Source organism: Streptomyces sp. CBMA123 (assembly GCF_014596465.1).
GTDB lineage: Bacteria > Actinomycetota > Actinomycetes > Streptomycetales > Streptomycetaceae > Kitasatospora.
In genome coordinates this window covers 16,806-38,795 of record NZ_MECK01000002.1, presented here as the reverse complement: position 1 = coordinate 38,795, position 21,990 = coordinate 16,806, and the positions used below count along the sequence as shown (strand labels likewise).

General features: G+C 68.8%; 27 protein-coding genes and 1 pseudogene. 1 reads left to right on the top strand and 27 read right to left on the bottom strand.

Annotated features, from left to right (window positions below; translation table 11 throughout):
* Positions 1-28: 28 nt before the first annotated feature.
* From BG452_RS01640 to BG452_RS01610, 8 genes are all read right to left on the bottom strand, one after another.
* On the bottom strand, positions 29-382 hold the full coding sequence (locus BG452_RS01640; protein WP_188302296.1) for a DUF6087 family protein: 354 nt from the start codon (positions 380-382) through the stop codon (positions 29-31).
* Positions 346-1,494, bottom strand: a complete 1,149-nt coding sequence (locus tag BG452_RS01635; protein ID WP_317620857.1) for a protein-L-isoaspartate(D-aspartate) O-methyltransferase — start codon at positions 1,492-1,494, stop codon at positions 346-348. The genes BG452_RS01640 and BG452_RS01635 overlap by 37 nt, the downstream gene beginning before the upstream one ends.
* Positions 1,491-1,625: a hypothetical protein gene (locus BG452_RS46885; RefSeq protein ID WP_262985962.1), complete on the bottom strand. Its 135-nt coding sequence runs from the start codon at positions 1,623-1,625 to the stop codon at positions 1,491-1,493. Before BG452_RS46885 ends, BG452_RS01635 begins: the two co-directional genes overlap by 4 nt.
* A gap of 160 nt (positions 1,626-1,785) precedes the next feature.
* Entirely contained in the window at positions 1,786-2,013 is a 228-nt protein-coding gene (locus BG452_RS01630; protein ID WP_188302295.1) for a hypothetical protein, read from the bottom strand.
* A complete protein-coding gene (locus BG452_RS01625) occupies positions 2,010-2,216 on the bottom strand; it encodes a hypothetical protein (RefSeq protein ID WP_188302294.1) in 207 nt (68 codons plus the stop codon). The genes BG452_RS01630 and BG452_RS01625 overlap by 4 nt, the downstream gene beginning before the upstream one ends.
* A gap of 167 nt (positions 2,217-2,383) precedes the next feature.
* Positions 2,384-3,232: a DUF5753 domain-containing protein gene (locus BG452_RS01620; protein WP_188302293.1), complete on the bottom strand. Its 849-nt coding sequence runs from the start codon at positions 3,230-3,232 to the stop codon at positions 2,384-2,386.
* 17 nt (positions 3,233-3,249) lie between these two features.
* Positions 3,250-3,777: a DUF6879 family protein gene (locus BG452_RS01615; protein WP_188302292.1), complete on the bottom strand. Its 528-nt coding sequence runs from the start codon at positions 3,775-3,777 to the stop codon at positions 3,250-3,252.
* Entirely contained in the window at positions 3,749-4,012 is a 264-nt protein-coding gene (locus BG452_RS01610; protein WP_188302348.1) for a hypothetical protein, read from the bottom strand. The genes BG452_RS01615 and BG452_RS01610 overlap by 29 nt, the downstream gene beginning before the upstream one ends.
* A gap of 153 nt (positions 4,013-4,165) precedes the next feature.
* Here BG452_RS01610 and BG452_RS45210 point away from each other — a divergent pair.
* Positions 4,166-4,297 (top strand): annotated as a pseudogene (locus tag BG452_RS45210) (IS30 family transposase); the annotation flags it as partial.
* Positions 4,298-4,417: 120 nt separating this feature from the next.
* Here BG452_RS45210 and BG452_RS01605 read toward each other — a convergent pair.
* The 19 genes from BG452_RS01605 to BG452_RS01510 form a co-directional block, all read right to left on the bottom strand.
* On the bottom strand, positions 4,418-4,852 hold the full coding sequence (locus BG452_RS01605; RefSeq protein WP_188302291.1) for a hypothetical protein: 435 nt from the start codon (positions 4,850-4,852) through the stop codon (positions 4,418-4,420).
* Positions 4,852-5,361 (bottom strand): hypothetical protein, encoded by a 510-nt coding sequence (locus BG452_RS01600; protein ID WP_223241608.1) that lies wholly within the window; start codon positions 5,359-5,361, stop codon positions 4,852-4,854. The genes BG452_RS01605 and BG452_RS01600 overlap by 1 nt, the downstream gene beginning before the upstream one ends.
* Positions 5,358-6,800, bottom strand: coding sequence for a type IV secretory system conjugative DNA transfer family protein (locus BG452_RS01595; protein ID WP_188302290.1), 1,443 nt, complete (start codon positions 6,798-6,800; stop codon positions 5,358-5,360). The genes BG452_RS01600 and BG452_RS01595 overlap by 4 nt, the downstream gene beginning before the upstream one ends.
* Before the next feature lie 31 nt (positions 6,801-6,831).
* Complete coding sequence (locus BG452_RS01590) at positions 6,832-7,095, bottom strand: hypothetical protein (RefSeq protein ID WP_188302289.1); 264 nt, start codon at positions 7,093-7,095, stop codon at positions 6,832-6,834.
* Entirely contained in the window at positions 7,095-7,481 is a 387-nt protein-coding gene (locus BG452_RS01585; RefSeq protein WP_188302288.1) for a DUF6238 family protein, read from the bottom strand. Before BG452_RS01585 ends, BG452_RS01590 begins: the two co-directional genes overlap by 1 nt.
* Complete coding sequence (locus tag BG452_RS01580; protein WP_188302287.1) at positions 7,478-8,914, bottom strand: ATP/GTP-binding protein; 1,437 nt, start codon at positions 8,912-8,914, stop codon at positions 7,478-7,480. Before BG452_RS01580 ends, BG452_RS01585 begins: the two co-directional genes overlap by 4 nt.
* A complete protein-coding gene (locus BG452_RS01575; RefSeq protein WP_188302286.1) occupies positions 8,911-10,437 on the bottom strand; it encodes an SCO6880 family protein in 1,527 nt (508 codons plus the stop codon). The genes BG452_RS01580 and BG452_RS01575 overlap by 4 nt, the downstream gene beginning before the upstream one ends.
* A gap of 3 nt (positions 10,438-10,440) precedes the next feature.
* Positions 10,441-12,414, bottom strand: coding sequence for a hypothetical protein (locus tag BG452_RS01570; RefSeq protein WP_223241607.1), 1,974 nt, complete (start codon positions 12,412-12,414; stop codon positions 10,441-10,443).
* On the bottom strand, positions 12,395-13,486 hold the full coding sequence (locus BG452_RS01565) for a hypothetical protein (RefSeq protein ID WP_317620856.1): 1,092 nt from the start codon (positions 13,484-13,486) through the stop codon (positions 12,395-12,397). The genes BG452_RS01570 and BG452_RS01565 overlap by 20 nt, the downstream gene beginning before the upstream one ends.
* A 222-nt stretch (positions 13,487-13,708) precedes the next feature.
* Positions 13,709-14,047, bottom strand: coding sequence for a hypothetical protein (locus BG452_RS01560; protein ID WP_188302285.1), 339 nt, complete (start codon positions 14,045-14,047; stop codon positions 13,709-13,711).
* Positions 14,048-14,098: 51 nt separating this feature from the next.
* Positions 14,099-15,103 (bottom strand): NlpC/P60 family protein, encoded by a 1,005-nt coding sequence (locus BG452_RS01555; RefSeq protein ID WP_188302284.1) that lies wholly within the window; start codon positions 15,101-15,103, stop codon positions 14,099-14,101.
* Positions 15,104-15,112: 9 nt separating this feature from the next.
* Positions 15,113-15,670 carry a hypothetical protein gene (locus tag BG452_RS01550; RefSeq protein WP_317620855.1) on the bottom strand — a complete coding sequence of 186 codons (558 nt, stop codon included), beginning with the start codon at positions 15,668-15,670 and terminating at the stop codon, positions 15,113-15,115.
* A 509-nt stretch (positions 15,671-16,179) separates the two neighbouring features.
* Positions 16,180-16,722, bottom strand: coding sequence for a hypothetical protein (locus BG452_RS01545; protein ID WP_188302282.1), 543 nt, complete (start codon positions 16,720-16,722; stop codon positions 16,180-16,182).
* Positions 16,723-16,805: 83 nt separating this feature from the next.
* Positions 16,806-17,861, bottom strand: a complete 1,056-nt coding sequence (locus BG452_RS01540) for a DUF2637 domain-containing protein (protein ID WP_188302281.1) — start codon at positions 17,859-17,861, stop codon at positions 16,806-16,808.
* A 53-nt stretch (positions 17,862-17,914) separates the two neighbouring features.
* A complete protein-coding gene (locus BG452_RS45205) occupies positions 17,915-18,688 on the bottom strand; it encodes a DUF6195 family protein (protein WP_223241606.1) in 774 nt (257 codons plus the stop codon).
* On the bottom strand, positions 18,688-19,413 hold the full coding sequence (locus BG452_RS01525; protein ID WP_411292869.1) for an ATP-binding protein: 726 nt from the start codon (positions 19,411-19,413) through the stop codon (positions 18,688-18,690). The genes BG452_RS45205 and BG452_RS01525 overlap by 1 nt, the downstream gene beginning before the upstream one ends.
* 2 nt (positions 19,414-19,415) lie before the next feature.
* Positions 19,416-20,171, bottom strand: coding sequence for a hypothetical protein (locus BG452_RS01520; RefSeq protein WP_188302279.1), 756 nt, complete (start codon positions 20,169-20,171; stop codon positions 19,416-19,418).
* A 101-nt stretch (positions 20,172-20,272) separates the two neighbouring features.
* Positions 20,273-20,635 (bottom strand): hypothetical protein, encoded by a 363-nt coding sequence (locus BG452_RS01515; protein ID WP_188302278.1) that lies wholly within the window; start codon positions 20,633-20,635, stop codon positions 20,273-20,275.
* Positions 20,636-20,695: 60 nt separating this feature from the next.
* Positions 20,696-21,283 (bottom strand): WhiB family transcriptional regulator, encoded by a 588-nt coding sequence (locus BG452_RS01510; RefSeq protein ID WP_223241605.1) that lies wholly within the window; start codon positions 21,281-21,283, stop codon positions 20,696-20,698.
* Between the last annotated feature and the right edge of the window lie 707 nt (positions 21,284-21,990).

Below are 21,990 nucleotides of genomic sequence, written 5' to 3'. Positions count from 1 at the left end.
CGGGGGCTGCTGGTTGCTGTGCGATTTCCTACCGGCGCCGGTGGCGACCACCACCACCCTTCACCGGCGAATACCCCGGCACGGGCACCGCCCGCGCCGCCTCGGAGTGGTTGACCGCCCGGCAAGCCGCTGGGTAGTTCTCGGCGACGGTGACCGGCTGCCATGCGAAGCCGTCCCACTCCAGGATGAGCCTTGGGGCGGCCGGGCTGACGTGGGCGCCGTGCTGCGGCCCGTCGGCGAGGGTGATCGCCCTGCGCTGACCGACAGGCCGTCTGCGCTGCTGGCGACCCTTCCACCACTCTTCCAACGGGATCTCACCGTCGTTCCGGTTCACCTTGGCCTCCATCAGATCGCCCAGCAGTTCGCCGGGTCGTCCAGCCACGCAAGCTGACCGTCGGAATCTACCGTCAGCCCGACTCGGTCAAGGCCCGGTTCGCCGTTTTCCACCCACCAGTGATGCGCCACCTCGAACTCCTCCCACAGCCGCCGCGGTCCGGCCTGGCGTACCACGGTCGGCGCGCCGTCCCGGAAGGTCGCCGACGCCCACGACGATCCGGAGAGCGCGTAGAGCCACAACGTCTGGCCGTTCTCGTGGACCTGGACGGCGTGGGTGAGGGTGGGCAGGCGCAGCCCAAGCACGAACGGGTACGGGTCGAATTGGCCGTGCCCGATCCAGGGGACGTCGGTTGTCGACTCGGCAGCCGGCATGTCCTGCGGGGCCGCCCAGACGTGGCGCTGGGAGCGCGCCTTCATGAACGCCACCGGGCGCAGGAACGGGCCCGAAGCGATGCCGTCGGCCGCGACGGTGAGGCGCACGAGGGCGTCATCGGTGGAGTAGTGGGTGCCCCACGGGGCGAGGATGATGCCGCCCGGCTTGGTCTGGGCGATCAGCGGGAAAGGCATCTCCCGCAGTCCGAACGTCACGATGGTGCGGTCGTACGGGCCCGCGTCGGGGCAGCCCGTCAAGGCGTCGCCGGTGTGAACCACCGGATTCAGCCCGGCCGCCTTGAGACGGTGCTTCGCGGCTGCTGCCACGGCGTCGTCTACCTCGCCCGTGACCACGTTGGTGTCGCCGAGGCGGTGCGCCAGGAGTGCGGCGTTCCAGCCGGTGCCGGTGCCCCCCTCGTACACCCGCATCCCCGGTTCCACGTCCAGGTCGGCGAGCATCGCGGCCACGACGGACGGCATGGACGCGGAGGAGGTGGAGACGCTGCCGGGCTGCTCGCCCTGGTGGTCGCCGTCGTCCCACTGGGTGACGATCGGGATGTCCGATTCGGCTGCCGCCAACCACCTCGCGGGGTCGGTGGCCTTGTTGACGGCCACGCTAGTGCCTGTGGCCATGTCGTAAGCCCAGAACAGGTCGGGCAGAAAGAGGTGACGGGGTAGCGCGGCGAAGGCCGGCGCCCAGTCGCAGGTCAACGTGCCGGAGTCGAGGAGGAACCGCCCCAGCGCGTGGCCGGGGCGGTCCGTTCCCTCGAAGAGGGTGTCGGTCACTTGCGGTGGCCTCCGTCACCGGGGGGCGGCCCGCCGTCCGGGGGAGGGGGCGGGGGCGGCGTCCAGGGCTGTCCGGGGACCAGGTCGGGGTTGCCCCCGCCTTCCTCCCCGCCGTTGGCCGTCAGGATCATGATGGTGCTCCTTCCATATGGGCGGATGGCGCAGTGATGGTGCTGCCCAGCCAAGGAGTTCGTCATGCTCCGGCTGGGAGTCGGTGGTGGGCGCCGTGGAGACGCATTCGACCGGCGTCGGTGGTTCACCGCCCGGCGGCCTGAGTGACCAGGCGAAGAACTAGGTGGTGGTTGCGGGGCGCCCGCCATGCTCGCTGCACATACAGGCCGGCCACGTGGCCGACGAGTGCAGAGCGGTAGCCGCGACGTCCTTGGGGTCGACGGGCAGGACGCCGGTGTCGCCGGTGATACTGCCGTCGGCGCGCCGGGTGTAGGAGCGGATGGTGAGGCCGCGGTGCCGCTGAGCCAGCGGGACGAAGTCGGCGCTGGTGGTGGTGTCGACGGTCACCGGCCCACCCGGCGACGACGACGGCGCTGGCTGGCGGCCAGCTGCGCGAGAAGGCTGGAGCGCCGGGAGGCACGGGAGTCGTCGAAGACGATGATGACCGGTCCCTCGGCGCCGCCGGTGTCGACGTAGTACGCCGGGTCTGCCGACCGTGGTTGCCGGTGCAGGCTCCGACCGGGGTGCCGCTGTTGAAGGACCGTCGACACGATGTCGCTCCTCACCGTCGGGGGTGGAGGCGGCCCCAGGGCACAAGGGGGTGGTGCACTGGGGCCGCTGGTCTGCCCCTGGCGATTCCTATCAGCTGGGGCGACATCTACGACGGTAGGGAGTAGCGGTATCGCTACTCAACGCGTTTGCGCGTTATTGCGGAAATTCAGGAGAAGGAGCCGGCCGCCGTGGTGACTAGGGCCTTCGCGGTGTCCCCGTAGACGGCCATCTTCGCCAACTGCTCGAACGCCCGTGCGTAGTCGCGGAGTTCACGCGGCTGCACGACCTCGATCTTGGCGGTCAGTGTCTCCACCCCCGCCTCCTGGTCGTCGTGCATGTAGAACGCCTCAAGCGGCCACACGGTCCGCTCGGCACCGAACGGGATGATTCCGAGGGAGACGGAGGGCAGCGGCAGCACGGTGAGCAGATGCTGGAGCTGACCTCGCATCGTCTCCGGGGTGCCGATCCGGTGCCGTAGGACACCCTCCTCCATCACCACGACGAAGCGGTGGTTGCCCTCGTAGAGGAAGCGGCTGCGGGCAACGCGGGCGGCAACGGCTTCGGTCACGTCATCCGGGGTGCCTTGGAACGCGGTGATGGTCTTGAGCAGCGCGGTGGCGTAGGCGGCGGTCTGGAAGAAGCCCGGCACGACGTTGGAGACGTACACCCTGTTCACGCGGGTCGTCGCGTACTGCCGAAGGCTTTTCTCCTGCACTCGGCGTAGACCGCCGCGGTGGATGCGGCGCCACTCCATGTGCATCGAGTCGACGGCCCGCGCGGTGGCGATGAGGTCCTCAGCCTGGTCCTCGGCTCCGCAGGCCCGGCACCACGTGCGGATGTCGCTGTCGGAAGGCTGGACCTTGGCGTTGATGATGCGTGAGGTCTTGGCGTCGTGCCAGCCGCAGCGCATGGACAGCTCATGCTGGTCGATCCCGGCGTCCTGGCGCAGGTGGGCGAGGCGCGCGGCGAGTGCGGCACGCGCGTTTTGGGCACTGGTGGACGGGGAGTCGGGCATGAGCTGTCCGGTGGCGGCTAGACGGTGTACTGGTCGTGCGGTGTGGCGCGCTCCCAGACCTGTTCGAAGGCGTCGGCGCAGAGCTTCACCGTGGCGAGGTCCTCGCGCGTCTCGACGCGCGGGTCCGCCCAGTCTCCGTCACCCGTGAAGATGTTGAAGCGCACGAGCCGGCCGTCGAAGAGCCAGAAGTCCGCGGCGGGCAGCGGAATACCCAGGGCGCGGCGGCGGGGGAGCCAACGGATCTGCTCCCCGGCGTCGATGTTCATCTGGGTACCGGCGTGCTCGAAGCGGATGTACTGGGTGACCGGCTCGGAGACGATGCGGGCCCGGCGCAGCACCACGCCGCGGTTGACGGCGTCGGCGATGAGGCCGAGCCAGGTGCTCCGTCCGGCCTTTTCCTCGGCCTCGGTCCACACGCCCTTCTGGAACGCCTCGAACGATGCCGCCTCGCTGGCGACCCCGTAGGCATCGCGCATCTCCAGGTGGGATGCGGAGTGCTGGGTGTTCTTCAGCAGCTCACTGAAGTCCGGCACGCTCTGCGTCATCACACGCCTTTCGGATGATCTCGATCATGCGGAACGGGAGCCGGATCGGAGTCTCTCCGGCGGGGATTCCCGTCTTGTGCCCGGCCACCCACTCGGTCCCCGCCAGCTTGGCCACCAGGGCCTCCTCGGCGTCCAGGCCCAGGAACACGAACTCGTGCGCGTCGGTGTCCACCCACACCGTGGGCGAGCCCTCCTCGCCCGTTTCCGGGTCAATCCCTACGAAATCTAGCGGCATGACCGTCTCCCCTACCAACTCGGTTGCAGTTATTTGCGCTTCGACCCTCCCGCAGGGGTGATGGGCCGTCAAGGGTGCGAACGCGCGGCAGCCCCAGGCCGTCTGACGGTGGTCGGCGGGGGACCGCTTCAAGTCGCGTACACCGCCTTCCCCAAGGGAACCGACCTGGCCGTCCACAGCTTTGAACACCTGATCACGGCCGCCGCCGAACTCAACGGTCGCCCACGCAAAGCGCTCGACTGGGAAACCCCAGCCGAGCGCCTGCATAAACTGCTCGCGGCCTGATCAAGCCGACCGCGTGTTGCAACAACCCCTAGAAACCGCCAACTCCGTTGCAGGGGTCGGCGTCGTCTCGAACGGAGACGGCTCAGCAGGGGATCGAGGGGCCCCGCGAGTTGCCCACGCCTAGAACGACGGTGAGGCCAGCGTTTCTGGCGGGGCTGCGTCAACTGGGATAGCCGCTTCGCTATATGCCGCATGCCGCCGTTTCGTCGTCTCCCGGGGAATGGCATGGGCCGTTGTTTCTGCCCGGGGTTCGGAGGTTTCCCGAGCTGCGGCCTTCGTGAACACCTGCTCGGCGCGGTCCGGGGTCAGCCGCATGGCGCCGTAGGGCCCGACCGCGTACCCCGTCCGATAGCCGTGCAGGTGTAGTTGCTCCACCGCCTGAACTCCGGCGTCGAGGTCCGGAGTGTCGGCCGGCGGGACGAGAGCGTGCAGTTCTTCCTGCCACTCCCACCCGAGGTCGTGTAGGACGGTTCGGGCCTCTTCCTTCTCCCACCCGTTTCGTGCCATCAGGCCGTGATGAGGGTCCGTCTCGAAGACAATGTCAGGGTTGGTCATCATCGCGCCGTGCCTCCGGATGGTGCCGTCGGTGTCGGGTGGTTGGCATCACCGGCAGCCTCTTCGAGCCATGCCGCGAGCTGGAAGCGCGAAGGACGGTCTTCGTGTCGCCCGACTCGGCACTCGTCCCCTGCTTTGCCCAGGGCCTTGTTCATCCGGGTCAGGAACCGGTCGTACTGCTCGTGCCAGACGACGGTGGAGCCGGGGTCTTCGTAGGCGTCGCCCCGAGCGAAGGCCAGCGCCGCGATCTCGTACCCCAGACCCTCGTGCTTCTCCCAGCAGGGTGGGATCACGTCCTGCGGCTGCCAGGCGTAGGTCTGGTTCAGCCAACGGCACACCGAGTTCAGCCACGCGGGCATCGGCTTGGCCAGTTCAGCCGGCAGGGCTCCCAGGTCCCACGGCGTGGGGCCGTCGACGACGGACTCCTCCGCGCTCCGCTCCGCGATGTACTCCAGGATCAGCGCGGGCGGCTCGGGGAAGGGCTTGAACAGCGAGAGCGGGTTCGTCATGCAGCAGCCCCCTGGACAGCCCAGGCAGCGGCGTGATCCTTGGCCTGCTGCTTCCTCGACTTGGCCTGCCGAAGTCGCTCTTCCTCGTTCGCGGCACGCAGTTCGCGGACGTGCCCCTCGATCTCCGGCCACGAGTCCCAGGTCCACATCCCGTCAAGGCGGGTGATCACCGGCGGGAGGTTGTCCGCGAGCACCAGGGCGTGGCCCTCGGGCAGCGACCTGATCTCGTCGCCGCGCAGGACAGGCTCCAGAGCCATGTGCGTAGCGGTCGAGTGGCTGCCGCGGTCCCCGCCGCTGGTGGTCTTCGTGGTGCGCTCCCGTTCGACCTGACCGCACAGGTCGGACATGTCCTTGAGGAAGGCGGGGTCCTTCGCTCCGCCGAAGACGACGACGTGGTTGGTGAAGCTCGCCAGCTCGTTCGCCGTGTCCTCGCCGAAGCGGGCGCGGGCCGAAGCCCAGCCCTGGAGGCCGTAGATCACCGTGATACCTCGGCCCCGGCCGTCTGCGACGCGTTGGCGAAGGCTGGGGATCGGCGCAACGTTCGGCGCCTCGTCCAGAGCAGCGAGGAGGGCCGGGTCGAGGCGCCCGGCCGGGGACGCGAGGGCGTGGACCTCGGCGACGTCGAGCAAGTCCTCCGTGATCGCCGTGGTCAGAGGAGCGACGCTGTTCACCTCCGAGTCCTTGCCGAGCAGGTAGATCGTGCCCCCTGCGTCAAGGAACTCAGTGAAGTCGGTGGGGACTTCACCTTCCCCTTGCAGAGCACGGATCACCGACTGGTGCATGAGGGGTTCGAGGGCCGCGTCGAGGGTGGAGGCCGTATTGCCGACGGTGCGGCTGTCGCCCGAGGTGGCGGTACGGAGCATGTCCGCCCACCCGGGTCCGGCACCGGGATGGGCGTTGAGGATGCCGATCGGCGCCGGGTCGGTCAGCTTCCGAGCCCACTTGAGCACCCAGTCCAGGCTGGCACCGTCGAGAGCTGCGGCGTGGAGGTACGCGGCGAAGATCTTGGCGGCCTGGCCCTTGTAGAAGGCGGCGCCCTCGCTGGACTGCGCAGCGACCCCGGGAGTCCGGGAGCCGGCGATGAACGCCTTGGCCCTCATCATTGCGACCTCCGTCTCGGCGGCGCCCGTGATCGGCGTCCACCGGAATCTCGGGAGAGAGGGGGCGATGCTCTGCGGGTCGAAGACCATGACCGGTCGCCCGTCGCGTCGTCGCGCGTCAAGGGTGAGTTCGACCAGGTCCGGCTTGGTCGAGGTGGCGAGCACTGGGCCAGCCCACTTTCGGATGGTCGGGGCGAAGAAGCGCGTCGTCTTCCCGCTGCCCATGGGACCGATGACCCTGCATGCCTTGTCGGCGCGGGACCACAGCTCGATGCCTTTCGGGCGCTGCGAGGTCCCCAGCGAGTAGCCGAAGTCGTGTGGATCAAGGTGGTGGCGCATGAAGTGCTCCGGAACGAAGGGGAAGGGCGACTCACGAGGTGGCAGAACATTTCTCCGCGAGGCTCACCGCCGCCGTGTGACTCGGGCTTTCCTCACCGCGGGTGAGGGAGGGACGGATCTCTGTGGCCTTGAGGACTGCTGCTGCCGACATCTGGCGCTTGAGCTGTCCCTTGTCGGCGAACCCGGCGTTACGCCGGGCCCGGTTCGTCACCAGCCAGACGGTGGCCAGGGCTACCGCGCACACGGCGACGACGGCGTACAGGGCCAGGGACATTCCGTTCGGCAGGAAGTTCACTACGCGGCCCTCTGGGTAGCACGGGCGGTGAGGTAGCGCATGCGCCGGCCGCAGAGCCGGGACAGCGCCGCATCGGGTCCGGCACAGCGCGGCGGAGCGGTATGGAATGCACTGTGGAGGTCTTCCGCCGCGCGCCAGATGTGGGCGACAGCGGTACGGACGCGACCACCGGCCGCGGAGTAGTCGCCGTGGTCGAGAGCGGTGGCGAGGGCCTTCGTGCGCCGGGCGAGTTCGAGCGCGTCGGCGTGCAACTGGTCGATCTCCTGCCGTACTGCGCGTTCGTCGGCAAGGAGCGTGGTCTCGACGGCGGTGCTGGTCATGGAGGAGGCGCGTTCCGAATCTGTGCGGACCTGGTCGACGGCGGCGAGGTGCTGGTGGGTGTTCACGCGGCGTCCGGGTCGGTGCTGGTGAAGTCGGTCATCGAGCCGGAGGAGAAGCAGAGGTGCTGCTCGGCCTCGACCAGGAGGTGCTGGACAGCGGGGTAGATGACCTCTCCGACCACCCACAGCGCGATGCCGCGACGCAGACGAGTGATGTGGTCGGCCGTCCAGGACGGCAACCCCAGTCGGGCCACTGTCGCTTCTGCTTCGGCCTTCTTCTGGCTGTAGATCACGATGGTGTCCGCCATTTTCAGCGCGGCTTGGGTCTCCGGGCTGTCGTCGATGTCGGACAGGTGGTGGACGAGACCGACGAAGCTCAGCCCGTAGCCGCGTGCGAACTTCAAGAACTTCTCCAGCAAGGCGGCGAGTTGGGGGACGCCGAGGATGTGCCACGCTTCTTCGCAGATGAGGATGCGCTTGCGCTGGGTGTAGCGGCGGCATCCCGACTCGGGGTTCGGCCCGAGTTCCCAGGCACCGGAGCCGGCGTCGACCACCACGCGTTCGTGACGACTCGGCTCCGCCCCGCACTCGCACAGCGGTCGCAGCCAGACCTCTTCGAGGAACACGGCGATCACCGCGACGAGGATGGTCATGGCGACGCCGCCGGACGGGACCTTCGTCAGGTCGAAGACGATCATGTCGGCGTTGAGGTCCACGCCGAGGCTGGTGGGTCCGTCGAGCATCCCGGTCAGGTCGCCGGTCGTGTCGTCCTCGCTCCCACAGAGCCGGTCGAGGACGTAGGACGCTTCCAGGCCGTCACCGAGGAGTTCGTCTCGCGTCCGCTGCTTGGCCGTTGCGTCGGATTCCTCCGGCGCCCGGAGCGCTGCGGCGACGTCGGCCAGTACCGGGATTCGACCCAGGTCACCGGCCCGCTGGTGGGCTCGCCGGATCGCGATGCGCAAGGCGGAGCCAGCGAACTCGTCCAGTGGCCTGCCGAGGCCGAGTTCAACGATCGTCCGGACCAGCTCGACCTGCCGCTTGCCCGCGATGGCAGGGTCCATCGGGTTGATGCAGGAGGCGCCCGGCCCGCCGCCGGGGCTGAACTTCACCGGGGACTTGCCGGTCAGCGAGCGGCCGAGAGCGGCCCACTCGCCTTCCTCGCGCTCCTTCTGCTCCTTCGTGTCGAGGATGACCACTTGCCGTCCGAGGCGGATCTGCCGGGCGGCGTAGGTCTTGGCGAACGCGGACTTCCCCCGCCCCGTGTCGCCCATCACGATCATGTTCCCGCCAGGCAGGCCGTCGCCGAACGCGCTGAACGGGCAGTAGATGAACGCCTTCCCGGAATAGAGCTCGCGGCCGATGATTGCCCCCGCGCTGCCCAAGGTCGGCGGCGCCACTGGCAGGAACAGGGCCTGACTGGTGGTCGTCTCCGTGTAGAGCGGTCGACGGACTGTCTCGTACATCGGGGAGAGCGGGGAGAGGTCGAGCAGGTCAGTCACTTGATGCCTCCGGCGAAGGGCAGGGTTGTGGCGAAGGCACGGGCGTGTTCGAGGTCGAGCCATTCGATCCGCAGGTGAGCGTTGCGGGCACGGGAAGCGGTCGTCCGCTTGGTGCGCTCCAGCTCTTCGGCGCTCCGGGCGGAGATGGTGATGTAGCCGACGACAGCGGCACCGGCCGCGCCCGAGGAGGCCAGGGCCATGCCGCGCGAGCCGGTGGCACTCGCGGCGAGCTGGTCGCGGGGGTCGATGTTCTTGCCGCGCTGGCGGTCCCGGTTCATCTCCGCCATGTTGTTCGTGTCCTCCGCGAGCATCCGCTCCACGGCCTTGTCGTTCGGTTCGAGCTGCTGCGTGATGGAGATGGTTCGGATCACGTCAGGCATCCCGATCAGCAGGGGCGACAGGAAGTCGGGGCCGACTGGCGTGGTGGGCCAGGAGACCACGGCGGCCGTGGCGTGGAACCAGCTGGTGGTGGAGCCTGCGGCGCGGGTGGCCACGTGCGCTCCGTGGCGGACGTCGACGTTACGGGGGAAGGCGTGGGCCTGCTGGATTTCGGTGTCCCAGATGGCGTGGTCAGGGTCGTACGAGTTGCGGATGAAGGCCGTCAGTCGGCCCTCGTCCAGAGGCGCGACCACCGAGAGGTCGGCGTCCTCCGCACGGGACCACAGCTCGTCGAGGTATGCGGCCATCGCAGCGGCGACACCGTCGTCACCTGATCCTCGGGCCGAGCCCTCGGCGGCCAAGTCCCGGGTGAACTTCGCGTGGATGGTGATGTAGTACCGGTGCTCCTCGGCGCTGGTCGACACCGCGTTGGCCAGCACGTCGTACGAGTCCTTGAGCCACTGCGGGGCGTTGGCCGTCGCTGCCGACTCGTCGCGCTGCGAGATGAACCGCTGGTGTGCGTACGGGTCGGACTTCATCTGCCGGGCGAGGACCTGAACCCTCTTCACCGGGTGCTCCTCGACGTTGCCGAAGGCGTCCAGCAGCTCGCCCCAGCGCTCCAGCGTGACGATCTGTTCCGGTACGTCCTTGCCACCGAGACCGGGGGAGGCGACCTCCAGCGCGGCTGTGACGCAGCCGGCCTCTGGTTGGAGGACGACGACGGCCTTCTGCCCGCGGACCGTGACCGGAACCCAGGTCATGCCCGCGATGCCCTCGGGCTCCGCCAGGGCGGCATCCGGCGGCGTGCCGTCGCGCCGTACGCCCTCCTCGATGGCCGGGGACACCCAGACGCCCCCGGTACGGCCAAGTGCCTTGCGGTGGTAGCGGTTGATCCGCCACCAGCGGTAGAGGGTTCGCCGCTGGGACGTGCCCTTAGGCCGGTACGGGGCGTACACGATGACCAGGGCGAGCAGGATCGGCACGAAGAGGCCCGTCGCCGCGACGGCCGTCACCTTGTTGAAGAGGAGGCCGAGCAGGAGGCCGGTCCCGGCACCGGCGCCGAGGACGACCTGTTCGCCGAGGTCACGGCGGCCAACCAGCCCGGTGGGGCGGTGCTTTCCGAACTGATACGTACGAGTCGACACGGGTCATCGGTCCTTGCTGGGGTCTGGCCGGCCAGGTGCCTGTCCGCCAGTCGGCCGCGACTGCGGCGTGGGCGAGGCGGAGGGCCCGGGGCTCGGGGTGGTTCCCGGTGAGGGAGAAGGGGAGGAGTGCGCCGCTGCCGGGCGGGGCGGCGGTGCCGCCGGGAGTACTGATGCCGGGGCGGGCGCTGCCGGGGGCGGAGCCTGTGGCGGAAGCGGCCGTCCGGTGACCGGAGCAGACGGGGTGCCGGCGAACTCCTCCCAGTTCAGCGCCATCTGGGCCCGCGGTGCCGAAGGCTGGGCAGGAGCCGAGCCGACGACCGGGGCAGAACTCGTGCCCTGCGGGCGGGCGGTGGCCGGAGTGCCGGAGGCAGCGTTGCCGCCAGGCGTGGCCGGTGCCGGTGCTGGCACCGGGCTGACGACCGGGCCTGAGGTTGCTCCAGCCGGACGGGCAGCGTCCGGAGCGCCGGAGGCAGCGTGATCGTTGGCTGCGGACCAGTCCGGAGTTGAGCCGACGACCGGGCCGGAGGTGGTGCCCTGCGGGCGGGCGGTGGCCGGAGCCTCGGAGGCAGCGTGATCGTTGGCTGCGGACCAGTCCGGAGTTGAGCCGACGACCGGGCCGGAGGTGGTGCCCTCCGGGCGGGCGGCCGGAGCACCCGGTGCTCCGGTGTGGCTGCTGCTCTCGGGCTGGCCTTGGTCGGAGCCAGGTCCGCCGTTGGCGGCGTCGGCACCCTGCGCGCCGGGGGAGCTGGCGGCCTTGTTCTTCGCCATGTCGAGGCCAGCCTTGGCCACGGCCGCCCCAACTGCGACAGGTCCGGCTGCTGCCGTTCCGCCGCCCATCTTGGCTCCAGCGGCCTTGCCGCCCGCTGCCTTCGAGCCGCCGCCGACCAAGGCGTCCTGCATGTGCGTGTTGATCGCCCGATTGGCGTGCTGACCGGGCCCGTCGATCGCGGCGGCCGGCCCCGAGGACTGGGCAGCCTTCCGGTCGTGGTGGAGCTGGGCCATCTCGTCGCCGAACGCGGGCACCCACCTGTAGAGCGTGGCGCTCGCGAAGACGGCGAGCAGGAGGATCAGTGCCCCGATCAGAGTCTTGGAGACCGCGTCGGACATGCCACCGGAGGTGTCGCTGAGGACGGCTCCGCCGAGGCCGAGCAGCGCGAAGAGCACCGGCTTACTCAGGCCGATGGCGAAGATGCCGCCGAACCACTTCTTGCTCTTGCCCCACAGGTCGCGGTCGACCAGGCCCGCGTTCACGATGGGGCCGAGCGCGACGGCCACGTAGATGGCCGCGCCGCGGATCAGCAGCTCGATCCACATCAGCAGCGCGCCGAGCATCATGATGAGGTTGACCACCAGCAGCTGCCCCACGCCGTCCGTGGGGTTGGCCGCCATCACCTTGAGGAGGTTCGCCAGGAACGGCTTGAAGTTCGATGTCGCGTAGGGCTGGAAGATGGCTGTGACTTCGTCAATGGCCTTCATCAGCAGGGCAAGTGCGCCGGGCGTCATCGCGTTGACGACGAACTGGAGGAGCAGGAAACCGATCGCCTCGGAGACCGCCGTGGTCACCGCGACCCCGCGGACCGCCCGCTTGGCGACGGCGATCAGCCACAGCGCGACGGTGAGCAGGCTGCTGGCCGCGAAGATGATCGCGTACTGCTGCAAGAAGCCGGCCGACGTGAGGTCGATCTTCGTCGTGTTCTGGATCAGGTCCAGCATCTGCCGGAGGAACCAGATGTTGGCCTCGGTCAGCTTCTGGAGCAAGAACCCCAGTGGGTCCTTGACGAAGTCGATGGCCGCCTTCGCCTCGCACACCATCGGGATGTAGCAGAAGATCGAGTCCGCCTTCGCGGCCGGGATGAAGAAGAACCCGATGACCACGTTGACCACGGCGATCGTCTGGAGCCGGCGCCGCCAGCGGCCGGGAGCGCTCCGTTCGAGCCTCAGCAGGCCGGGAGCATCGTCACGCAGTCGCAGGCGCATCGCTGGCACCCCCCACGTCCGCGAAGCTGTCGGCGGAGTCGGCCTCGTGCATGGCAGGTGGTGACGGAACGAGCGGCCCCGACGGCGTGACGGCCGTCGTCTTCCACGTGCCGTCGACCCAGACCAGATCCACGGTCATCCGGAGGAAGGCGATCTGCGGGCGCTGGGTCTCGTCCTTGCCCGCGACCCCGCCGACCGACGCGGTCCACAGTTCGACGCTCGCGGCCTGGTCGGAGCAGGAGATGGTGCGGGTTGCCAGGGCCGCCGTCCGCGTGATCAGTTCGCTGCCGTCAGGCGTCGTGCCGTCCGTGCCGACCCCGCGGTTGTCCGAGACCAGCCGGGCCGTCGAGTCCGCGTCCGAGGTGACCGAGGCCAGCACGCTCGGTGCGGCGGTGGCCGCCAGCATCCGGTGCCGCCACTCGGCGTCGGTGAAGAACCGCGGGTCGCCGTAGAGCATGACGGCACTGACAGCAGCAGCACGGGCTCCCTGCTCGCTCCGCTCGTACGGCGCGGGGAAACCGCCCTGCGCGGTTGCGCCGGTCATGACGGGATCTTCTGCAGCGGCCGGCACGTAGCTGGCGAAGTCGCCAGGGACGTTGGACGCCTGTCGGACGTCGATCGAGGCGAACAGCCCGGAAGTGGTCGAACTGTCGACGAGCTTCCAGTCGTTGGACTCCCAGACCAGGGTGACCGTCACTGACTGGTACCCAACGGTGGGCGTCACGTGCCCGGCCGCGCTGCCGCGGACCGTCGTCGTCCACAGCCGGACCATGGCTCCCTGGTCGTCGTATCCCAGGACCCGGGCGGACAGGACTCCAGTACGGGCGATGGCCTGCTCGGCGGAGAGCGTGGGGTTGTCGCCCTGTAGCGCACTGACTGCTTGAGCGGCGGACAGGTCGGCCTTCTTCTCCGCCGCGTCGGCGGTGCCCTGGGCGGCCATGGCCGACACGGCCCGGTTCCGGTCGGCCGTGTTCGTGAAGAAGTCGGCACTTCCGCTGATCACGGTGTAGTTCGCCGCTGCTGCCTTCGCGCCGTCCTGGGTGTGCGGGTAGCCCACGGGGACGCCGCTCACCGTCTGAACGCGCTCCCCGCTCGCGTGCATGGTAGGTCGGGCGGTTGCCGTGGCGGAGACGGCGGGTGCGGAGGGGGCGCCGGTCGCGAGGCTGACGATCACCCCGGCCACGGTGACGGCTGCGGCGCCACCGGCGGCGACGCTCCAGAGCTTCGCGGACGGCCGAGGCGGCCCATCTGCCGCAGAAGAATCGTTTCGCCTTGCGGATCGAGAGGCCATGGGTCACACACCCATGCCGTACGTGATGGCGAAGATGGTGCCGAAGCTCGCCACGAGGAAGACGCAGGTCAGACCCCCGACCATCATGCCCTTGCCCCGCGAGCTCTCCATGGTGCTGTGACCCTCGCCGAACCAGCCCTTGGATTTGCCGACGCCCGCGAAGAACGCGCCGGCGCCGATGACGAGGGTGACGGCGGCCATGACGCCGAGGATCACCTTCGCCGTGGAGCCGAGCTTCGAGAACGGGCCCCAGTCCGGGGTCACGCCGGACACGACGTCAGCCCCGGCGGCGAGGGTGGCGTGGAGGGAGGGGTTGGCAGCGGCAGCGAGGAGATGGTACATGTTCAATCCTTTTGGGTTCATTAAGGCAAGAAACAGAAGGTTTGTGATGGTTTAGGCGATATGTCGCATTGCGACGATGGTGTTGATCGCGCCCGCCGAGCCGGTCCACTGGGTGAGCGGAGTGATCCGTACGACCGCTCCCGTGTGCGGCGCCTCGATTACCTGGCCGTCGCCGATGTACATCCCGACGTGTCCAGGAGCCGCTGCGCTGCCGTCCGATCCCGGGGTGAACAGCAGGTCCCCCGGGGCAAGTTGAGAGACGCTGGCCACGGCTGTGCCGGAATTGACCTGGTCGAAAGTCGTCCGCGGGAGGTTCACGCCGGCCGAGGCCCAGGCCATCTTGGTGAGCGAAGAGCAGTCGCAGCCGTCCGAACCCGTATACGGCGAGACGCAGTTGCCGCCCCACTGGTACCAGGTCCCCAAGGCCGTCCTCGCTGCGGCCACCGCCCGAGCGGCGCCGTCACTGCCGGGGGAGTTCGGCGACATGCTGTCCGCCCACTTCGCGGCCAGGTCCCGGATGTTCTTCACGTAGTCGCGGGTCTCGGCGTATGGAGGGATGCCGCCGTACTTGATCACGGCACCGCTGCCCGCGTTGTACGCGGCGAGCATGTTCTCCGCGGGGTCTCCCGGCACGCCCTTGACTTCGGCGGCTAGAACGCAGTCGTACTTGGCTTGCGCTGCAACGGCGTCGGCCGGGTCGAAGACGTCCTTGATCCCGTCGCCGTCCCCGTCCACGCCGTACTGGGCCCAGGTGGAGGGCATGAACTGAGCGATGCCCTGGGCTCCAACTGGGGACACGGCCTTGGGGTCGAAGTTGGACTCGGTGTAGAGCTGGGCGGCCAGGAGCGACGCCGTGACCTGTGGGCACTCGCCGGCGTGCTTGTTGACGAGGTCGCGGACCCAGCCGGGAACGGGAGCGTCGGTGGCGATGCCTCCACCCGGGCCGGTCTCCTGGGCGGAGGCGCTGTCGGCTCCGCCGAAGGTGGTCAGCAACGTGATTGCCGAGACGGTAAGCGCCGCAGCAACTCCGAGGCCCAGTTGTGTGCCCTTGCTCATCGGGTCTCGTCACGCCCAGGGCAGCGCGGTGACGCGCCAGCCCTGGGAGGTGTGCTCCAGGCGGAGGGCGAGCTGTTCGTTGCTGCGCTGTTCCGTCCCGGAGTGCGGGGTGGTGGTCAGGGTGTAGTGCACGCGAACCAGTGCGGAGGTCTGCGTCGGGCCCGGAGCGCCGTCGGGGGTGGCGGCAGAGGTGATCTCGACTGTCTGGATGGCCTGCTCGGCGCGCAGTTTGGCCCACTCGGCATCCTGGCCCGGCCGCTTCTGGCTCAGGTTGTCCACCAACTCGCCGGTCGCGAACTTGGCTGCTCGGCCGCCGGCATCGGCGTAGGAACCGTCCTTGCCGTCGCGAGCATCGTGCTCGGCGTAGGCCGCGGTGAACGCCCGCGCCGTCTGCTCGACGTCCGCCGGCAGATCGGTGCTCGGCGGTGTCGCCGGGCCTGCGGAGGCGCGGACCGCAGTCGGCTCCGGGATGCCCACCGAGACGGCGCTCGGCTGGGCGACCGAGGGGTGGGAAGCGCCCGAAGAGCAGCCGGTCGAGAGCGCGGCCAGCGTGCCGACGGCGCCCACGGCTGCGGATATGCGTATGAAACGGCTGGATCGAGGCATGCGGAATTCACAATCTTGGTGCGAGGGGATTTCGATAGATCGGGTGTTTCGGCCCCAGTGTGGACGGGGTCGCAACACCACTTCGCGGAGTAGGATTGCCCCTGCGGGCTTTATCGGCGATTCGGCGCCGTAGAATTAGGGGATCGGTGACAGCTCTGCGCCGCACCTTTCCTTGGGCTGTTCCCGGAGCCGTCGGCAGACCTTCATGCAGGTCAGATACCGATTCCAGTGACCGTCAACCCATGACATAGTTCGGGGGCGGTGCGTGAGAGGCGGTAGCTCATATCAAGGCCATCAGCCCCTCTCAGGAAAGGGGAGCCCGGCGGATGGGCTCCGACAGGCCGAAAATCGCCTTGTGGCGTTGGCCGTGCCTAAATCCTCACAGAGGTCTGCGGACAACTCGAATCAGCAAAAAAAGCCGGAACCTAATTCCTGGAATTAGGTTCCGGCTTCTTGGTCGAGAGGTTGTTTCAGTCGGTCTGGCGAAGGTGCTCGATCGCCACCCCGAGCCAGGCGGTGGCGGGCCCGGCGATCAGCAGCGGGGCGCACACGCTGTACGAGAGCACGAGTTCGCCCGGCCCTGCCGTGAGCTCGGTGAGGAGGCAGTGGTCGAACGGCATCCAGGTTGGCGAGCCGGTCGGCCTGAGCCGTACTCCCGCGGAGGTCAGGGCGAGGCGGGCCGGGGTGTGGTCACGCCAGTGCGGTTCGGCGGCGGCTTCGGCCTCGCGCCGCCGCCGGGCGTCGTGCGGGTTGGGCACCCACTGCCGGCCGAACGTCGGGTGGTTCTCCCAGTACCCCGTCGACCGCGGATATACGACGTCGGTCCCGTAGAACCGGGCGGCCGAGCACCACACGTCCGCGAAGATCGTCTCGTCCTCGGCCAGCGGGACGTCCGCTGCCTCGACCGGCACCAGCTGGCCGCCGTTCTGGAGATGAACCGCAAGCGCGGATGCTGCCTGCACGCCTTCGGCGCGGGCGGTCTCCTCGGCGCGGTTCTGCCGACGTCGCCACATGGCCTTTCCTTCCTGGTCAACGGGGCCGGTCGTGGTCGCTGCGGCGGGGACCGCAGCGACCACGCGACACCAATGCGATGAGATCACCAAAGGGCGCTGGAGGCACCGGCGGGGGCGGTCGCGCGCTGGTCCACCTCGTCCTTCAACCGGGCCAGGAGAGCCCCCATGCGATCGTTGCTGATCGGCTGGTGTGCTCGGACGGCCTCCTTGATCGCGTCGCGGCTGATCCGTCCGCTCTCCTGGTAGGCCGCTCGCGCGACCGGCAGCAGTTCCTCAAGCCACCCGTCGTCGGCGGCTTCCCGGTCCTGCGGGAGTTCGGCGTCGTCCGGGACGGACGGCTCGCCGCCGTCCGCGTGCTCGCGGACCGGCTCTGGAACCGGGGCCTCAGCAGCCGCAGGAGAGGGAACCAGCACCTCCCCGTCCGCGACACCGGCGGCCCGCCCGTCCGTCAGGACCTGACCCCCGTCCGCCGGGTCCGCCGCTGCCGACGGGTGAACACCCGGACCCTCCGTAGCAGGCGCTCCGTCGTGGCCGCTTCCGGACTTTCGCAGGTCAACGATCACGGGTACAGCAGCGGACGGCGCGGACGGGACGGCCACCGCTCCGGTCGCCGGCCCGAACTCCGCCGAGCGGCGCTCCGGCGTCTCCTCACCCCTCGCAGGCGGCTGGACGGCTTCGCGGACCGGTCCGGGACCGCCGTCCGCGCCGTCCCGGACGGACAACTCGGTGGTCCGCGCCATCAGGATGTACAGGTGGACCGAGCCCGCCAGCGCCAACGGCGCGAGCATCGACAGCACCGCGACGACGCTGTCCGTGAGGTGCAGCGCGGACTGCGCGGACTGCGGACCACGGTTCAGCGTGATCGCGTGCAGGGCGTTCGCGCCCAGGCTCGCCGCGGTGGCCGCCAGGAACAGGAACCAGGTGTACAGCCGGGCGAAGAACGGCCGGTGGCGGAGCAGCAATATCGCGCGGACGCCGTACGCAATGAAGCCGTCAACGAAGATCGGGAAGAGGTAGCTCAGGGACTCCCGGGCGTGGATCGCGACGGCGATCTGCCGCAGTGCGTCGTAGGAGAACGCGAAGCCGGCCGCGCCGAGCAGGGTGACCGCCGCACGGTCCCAGGCCGTCATGCTCTGCATGGGGACGGCCTTCTGTGGCGCCGCCTTCGTCGGCTCTATGGGCGTGCGGGCCATCAGAGGTTGCCCCCGTCCTGCGGAGCGATGAACGGCCAGGCCGGAGTCTGCGACAGCAGTTGGCCGAGCTGCTCCAGGGAGGTCACCTCGCGCACGTGCTGGCTGGGGCAGCTCATGCACGACACCCGCAGTGTGATGGATTCCGTGCCGCCATGGTCGGAGTAATACAGCTCCAGGTGCTGGCCGCCCACCGTGTCGAGGGAGGCGAACGCCTGGAGGTGCTCTTCGAAGGACAGGAGACCCAGCGTCTGCCACTCCAGCGTGGCCGCCTCAGCGCCGAGGAGCTGGTAGGCGTAGTGGGCCGCTGCCTTGGTGGACCGGGGGCCCCAGGTGCGGAAGGCGTCTTCCCGCGCCGCGGTCCGCCGCTTCTCACCAGCCGTGAGGTGTTCGGCCGCAGAGACCATGATCGAGTGGGGCATCGGGGAGCCTTCCAAGGAGTTGCTGGTGGAGATCGTGTTGCTGTCGACGTGGCCGTTGGCGAGACGGAGAAGAACGTCCGCGTGGCACGACACGTCTAGGGGACAGGTGCACATGAGGTCGAGGCCACGGAGCGCGCGGGCGAACTCGTCGGCGTATAGGCGGCCCACCGGGCCCCGGAGTGTGGCGGCGAACAGGTCCACCGCCTCCTCCGCGTCCATCGGCGCTCTGGCTGGTGAAGGGCTGCGCTCCCCGGTCGTGAACGGGTTCGCGTACGGGCTGAGAGGCCCCACGTATGCACAGGCTGTGGACAGGGCTGCGGCGTCCGGCGCGGCTCCTTGCAGGCGAACGGGCATCAGGCCGCCCTCCGGCCGCGCCGACGGTCCCCGCCGATCATCGGGACGAGGCTGGTCACCATCTCGGCCAGTCGGCTCGCCACCCGGGCCCCGACGAAGTCGGTCAGGTCCGGCCCGTTCTCGTCCCGGGCAGGCAGGTTGGACGTGATGATCGTCGGGAGGCAGTGGTTGTACCGGTGATTGATGAGGCGGTACGTCACCTCCTCGGTCCATTCCGAGGTCTTCGCCGTACCGAGGTCGTCCAGCAGCAGGTACTGCACCTCGCTGAGCCGACGCAGCTCACGCTCGGCAGCACCCATGACCTGGGAGGGCCGCAGCCGGCCGTACATGTCGGCCGAGTTGAGGGCGATCACCTCGAACCGGTCCGGGCCGCCAGCCGCGATCCTCCTTAGCGCCCCATACGCCTCGTGCGTCTTGCCCGTGCCGGTCTGGCCGGTCAGGAGCAGGGCACCGACAGTGGCGTTGTCAGCCAGGGCGCGATCGGCCCAGGCCGCGACCTCCGGGAGGGTCGCTTCGGCGTCGAGATATCGGGGCGGAGTCGCGGCGCTCCAGCGGTTCAGCGCGTACTCCGCGCGGGTCCGGTGGTGCCACTGCCGATCACCCGGGTTCGCCTCCGGTGAGTCGTCGCCAATCTCTTCCGGCACGACCTGTAGCCCTCTCGCTGCGAGTATCCGTTCCATGGCCCGAAGGGATGTGGCGCTGGCCGCGCGCTCTGGGTGGGCCATGATCAAAATCCGTTCTGGTAAGCGCTGGGCTGGGCGGTGTTCTGGAACGGAACCCGCGTTCCGGGCTGCCGCCGCAGCGGGACGACGTTGGTCTGTGCCGCCGGTGCCGGGGCCTGGTCCGGGAGATCCGCCCAGATGCGGAGCAGGTAGCGGGCAGACAGCGGCGGGCGGTCGGCGTTCCAGCGCCGGGCGACCATCTCGACCAGCCGTTCGTGCCCCCAGCGGGCCGAGAGGGCTGTTACCCGCTCCCACTCGGCTCCGGTCAGCCGCCAGCCGACGACCATCCCGGCAGCGGTCATCGCCGCCACCAGCTCCTTGGAGCCCTCCGGGACCTCGACCGAGTCCTGTCCGGCCGGGACTTCCCGGAGATTCGAAGCAGAAAAGCTAGCTTGCTTTTGGGTGGTAATACTCCCGTAGGGAGTATTACCACCAGGCGCAGGCGGGGAAGAAACTTCCGACTCACTTTGAAGCGACTTCCACCTTGAGGTCGCATCGGAGGATTTCCGGGAAGCACCTTCCTGGAATATCTCTCCGGATTGCGGCACATGAGAGTCCGAAGTGGGAAGTTCTGTTCCTGTATGCGCCGGAGTGTCGCCGGCCTGGCCGAGGAGGAGAATCGAGTAGCTGTTGGGATTGGCGGCCCCTCCTCCGCGCTCGCGGCTGAGTTCTCCGAGCGACGCCAGGTTGCTCAGGCACGTCGTGATCGAGCGGACTGTGAGCCCGGTCAGTCGCGATATCTCCTCCAGGGTCAGGGCCACCCGGCCCTGATCGTCTGCCTCTCGGGCGAGAGCCAGCAGGACAAGCCGCGAACCCCTGCACGACTTGGACTCCGCCCAGACCAGGGCCGTGGCTATTTCGCTCATTCGGAGTTCCCATCGAATATCGCTATGATCCGCGTCGGTGCGAGGCCGAAGGACTGGTCGTCTTCCGGGATGTACCCGTCCTGGTGTGGCTCCGGGGTGAGGTAGAGCTCCCCAGTCGGACGGTAGAAGTCGTGGGCTAGCCGCCAGTCCGCGACGTTGCCGAAGGTCCGGCGGATCAGTCGCGCCGCATCTTCTTCCGCATTGCGGCCGAGGAACATGCGATGGAAATCCAGCTCGAACAGGTAAGTGGCGGCCCGTCGCTCCGGGAAGATCCGGACAAGCACCGCAGTGCGCGCAATGTCGCCGATTGCTTCCCCGAGGCTTTTCCGCGTCGAGGCTGTAAGGTCGTTCTGAGGCATGGGGGAGGCTCCCGGACAGCAAGGGATTCCTTGCTGGAAGAAATCGTTTCCTTGCCGCCGTCAGGCAGCGTTAGCGCTTTGAACCGGCGGCGCAGCCAGTTCGGTCCGGCGCTTCTGCCGGTAGGTCCGCGCGAGCTTCAACAGGTACTCGTGTGTGATCCCGAGGCCCCTCGCCACGGCAGCGGCGTCACTCGTGGGGTCCGTTGCGAACCGGGCGATCACCTCGTTGCGCTCAGCCTTGCTCAACGCTGCGGTAGAGCCCCGCAGGGCCCGCACAACGGCCCCCTTGTCCGCGCGCTGCTGCCATCTGGACCGCAGAGCGGAGCGCTCCGAGGCGATCAGACCTCCGCGAATCCCGAACTCCTCGTCGTCCCGCAGGGCCTCGATCAGGCATCGGGCGGCTGTCGTCAGCGGGCAGGCCGCGCACAGATTCAGCGGCCCGACCAGGGAAAGGCCAAGCCGTTCCACCGTTTCCACCGGCTCGGACTGCGGACCATCCCCACGGGGGAAGAACATGTTGGTATTCCGCCCGGCACACCGAGCATTCTCGGCCCAGTGCTTTCCCTGGGCCTTCTCGGATTCCCTGATAAGGGGGTCCCAATCGCCCCGCAAAGCCGCCTCGGAGAGGTCGGATATTTTGGTTCTCATTTCGCCTCATGGTGCTAGCGGCACGCAGCGCCGTATCCGGCCCGGTGCGAGAAGAGGAATCGAGAGCTGTTGAAACTCTCGGCAATGGGGAGGCGTAAGCTACGCGGCTTCGCTGTCGACCGAGACTTCGGTAACAGGCTTCGCGAAGTTGTAGAAGCGCGAATCGCCAGGGACCGAGAACTCGACGTCGAGGTCGTCCGCGTCGGCCACTGCCGCCCTCACGCTTCGAGCCGGAGGAACACGGCCGGTTGTGCGGGCTCCGACAAGAGGGGGGACGTGCACGTGCAGTGAGTAGCTGTTCCTCCCGGCTGGGCCGCCGTTTCGGGGCCGAGCTCGCGCCCGGCTGCTGGCGCGGCCTGGCTCCCGCACGGGACGGAGAGGAAGCTGATGCGCCTGATGGCGCGCTCAAGCCGCCGCCGGCAGAGGCCAGATACTGGGGAAGGGATTCCCTTCGGCATGGCAAGCATGCGATACTCCATGGTTGCTAGAAACGCACGCAGCGGCCTCTCTCCAAAGATGTTCCGCTGCCCGCGTTGTAGTGAATCGGTGCCCCTCGGGGTGCTGGCCCGGCGTCCAGGAGTTGGTAGCTCCTGGACGCCTGGCACCATAGAGAAGGCGGAGCCCGACTAGCGGGTGCGATACAAAAACGTACACTATTTGCGTGGATGTATCAAGGTACTAAAGTTGCCCTGCCGCCGCCCCGACCC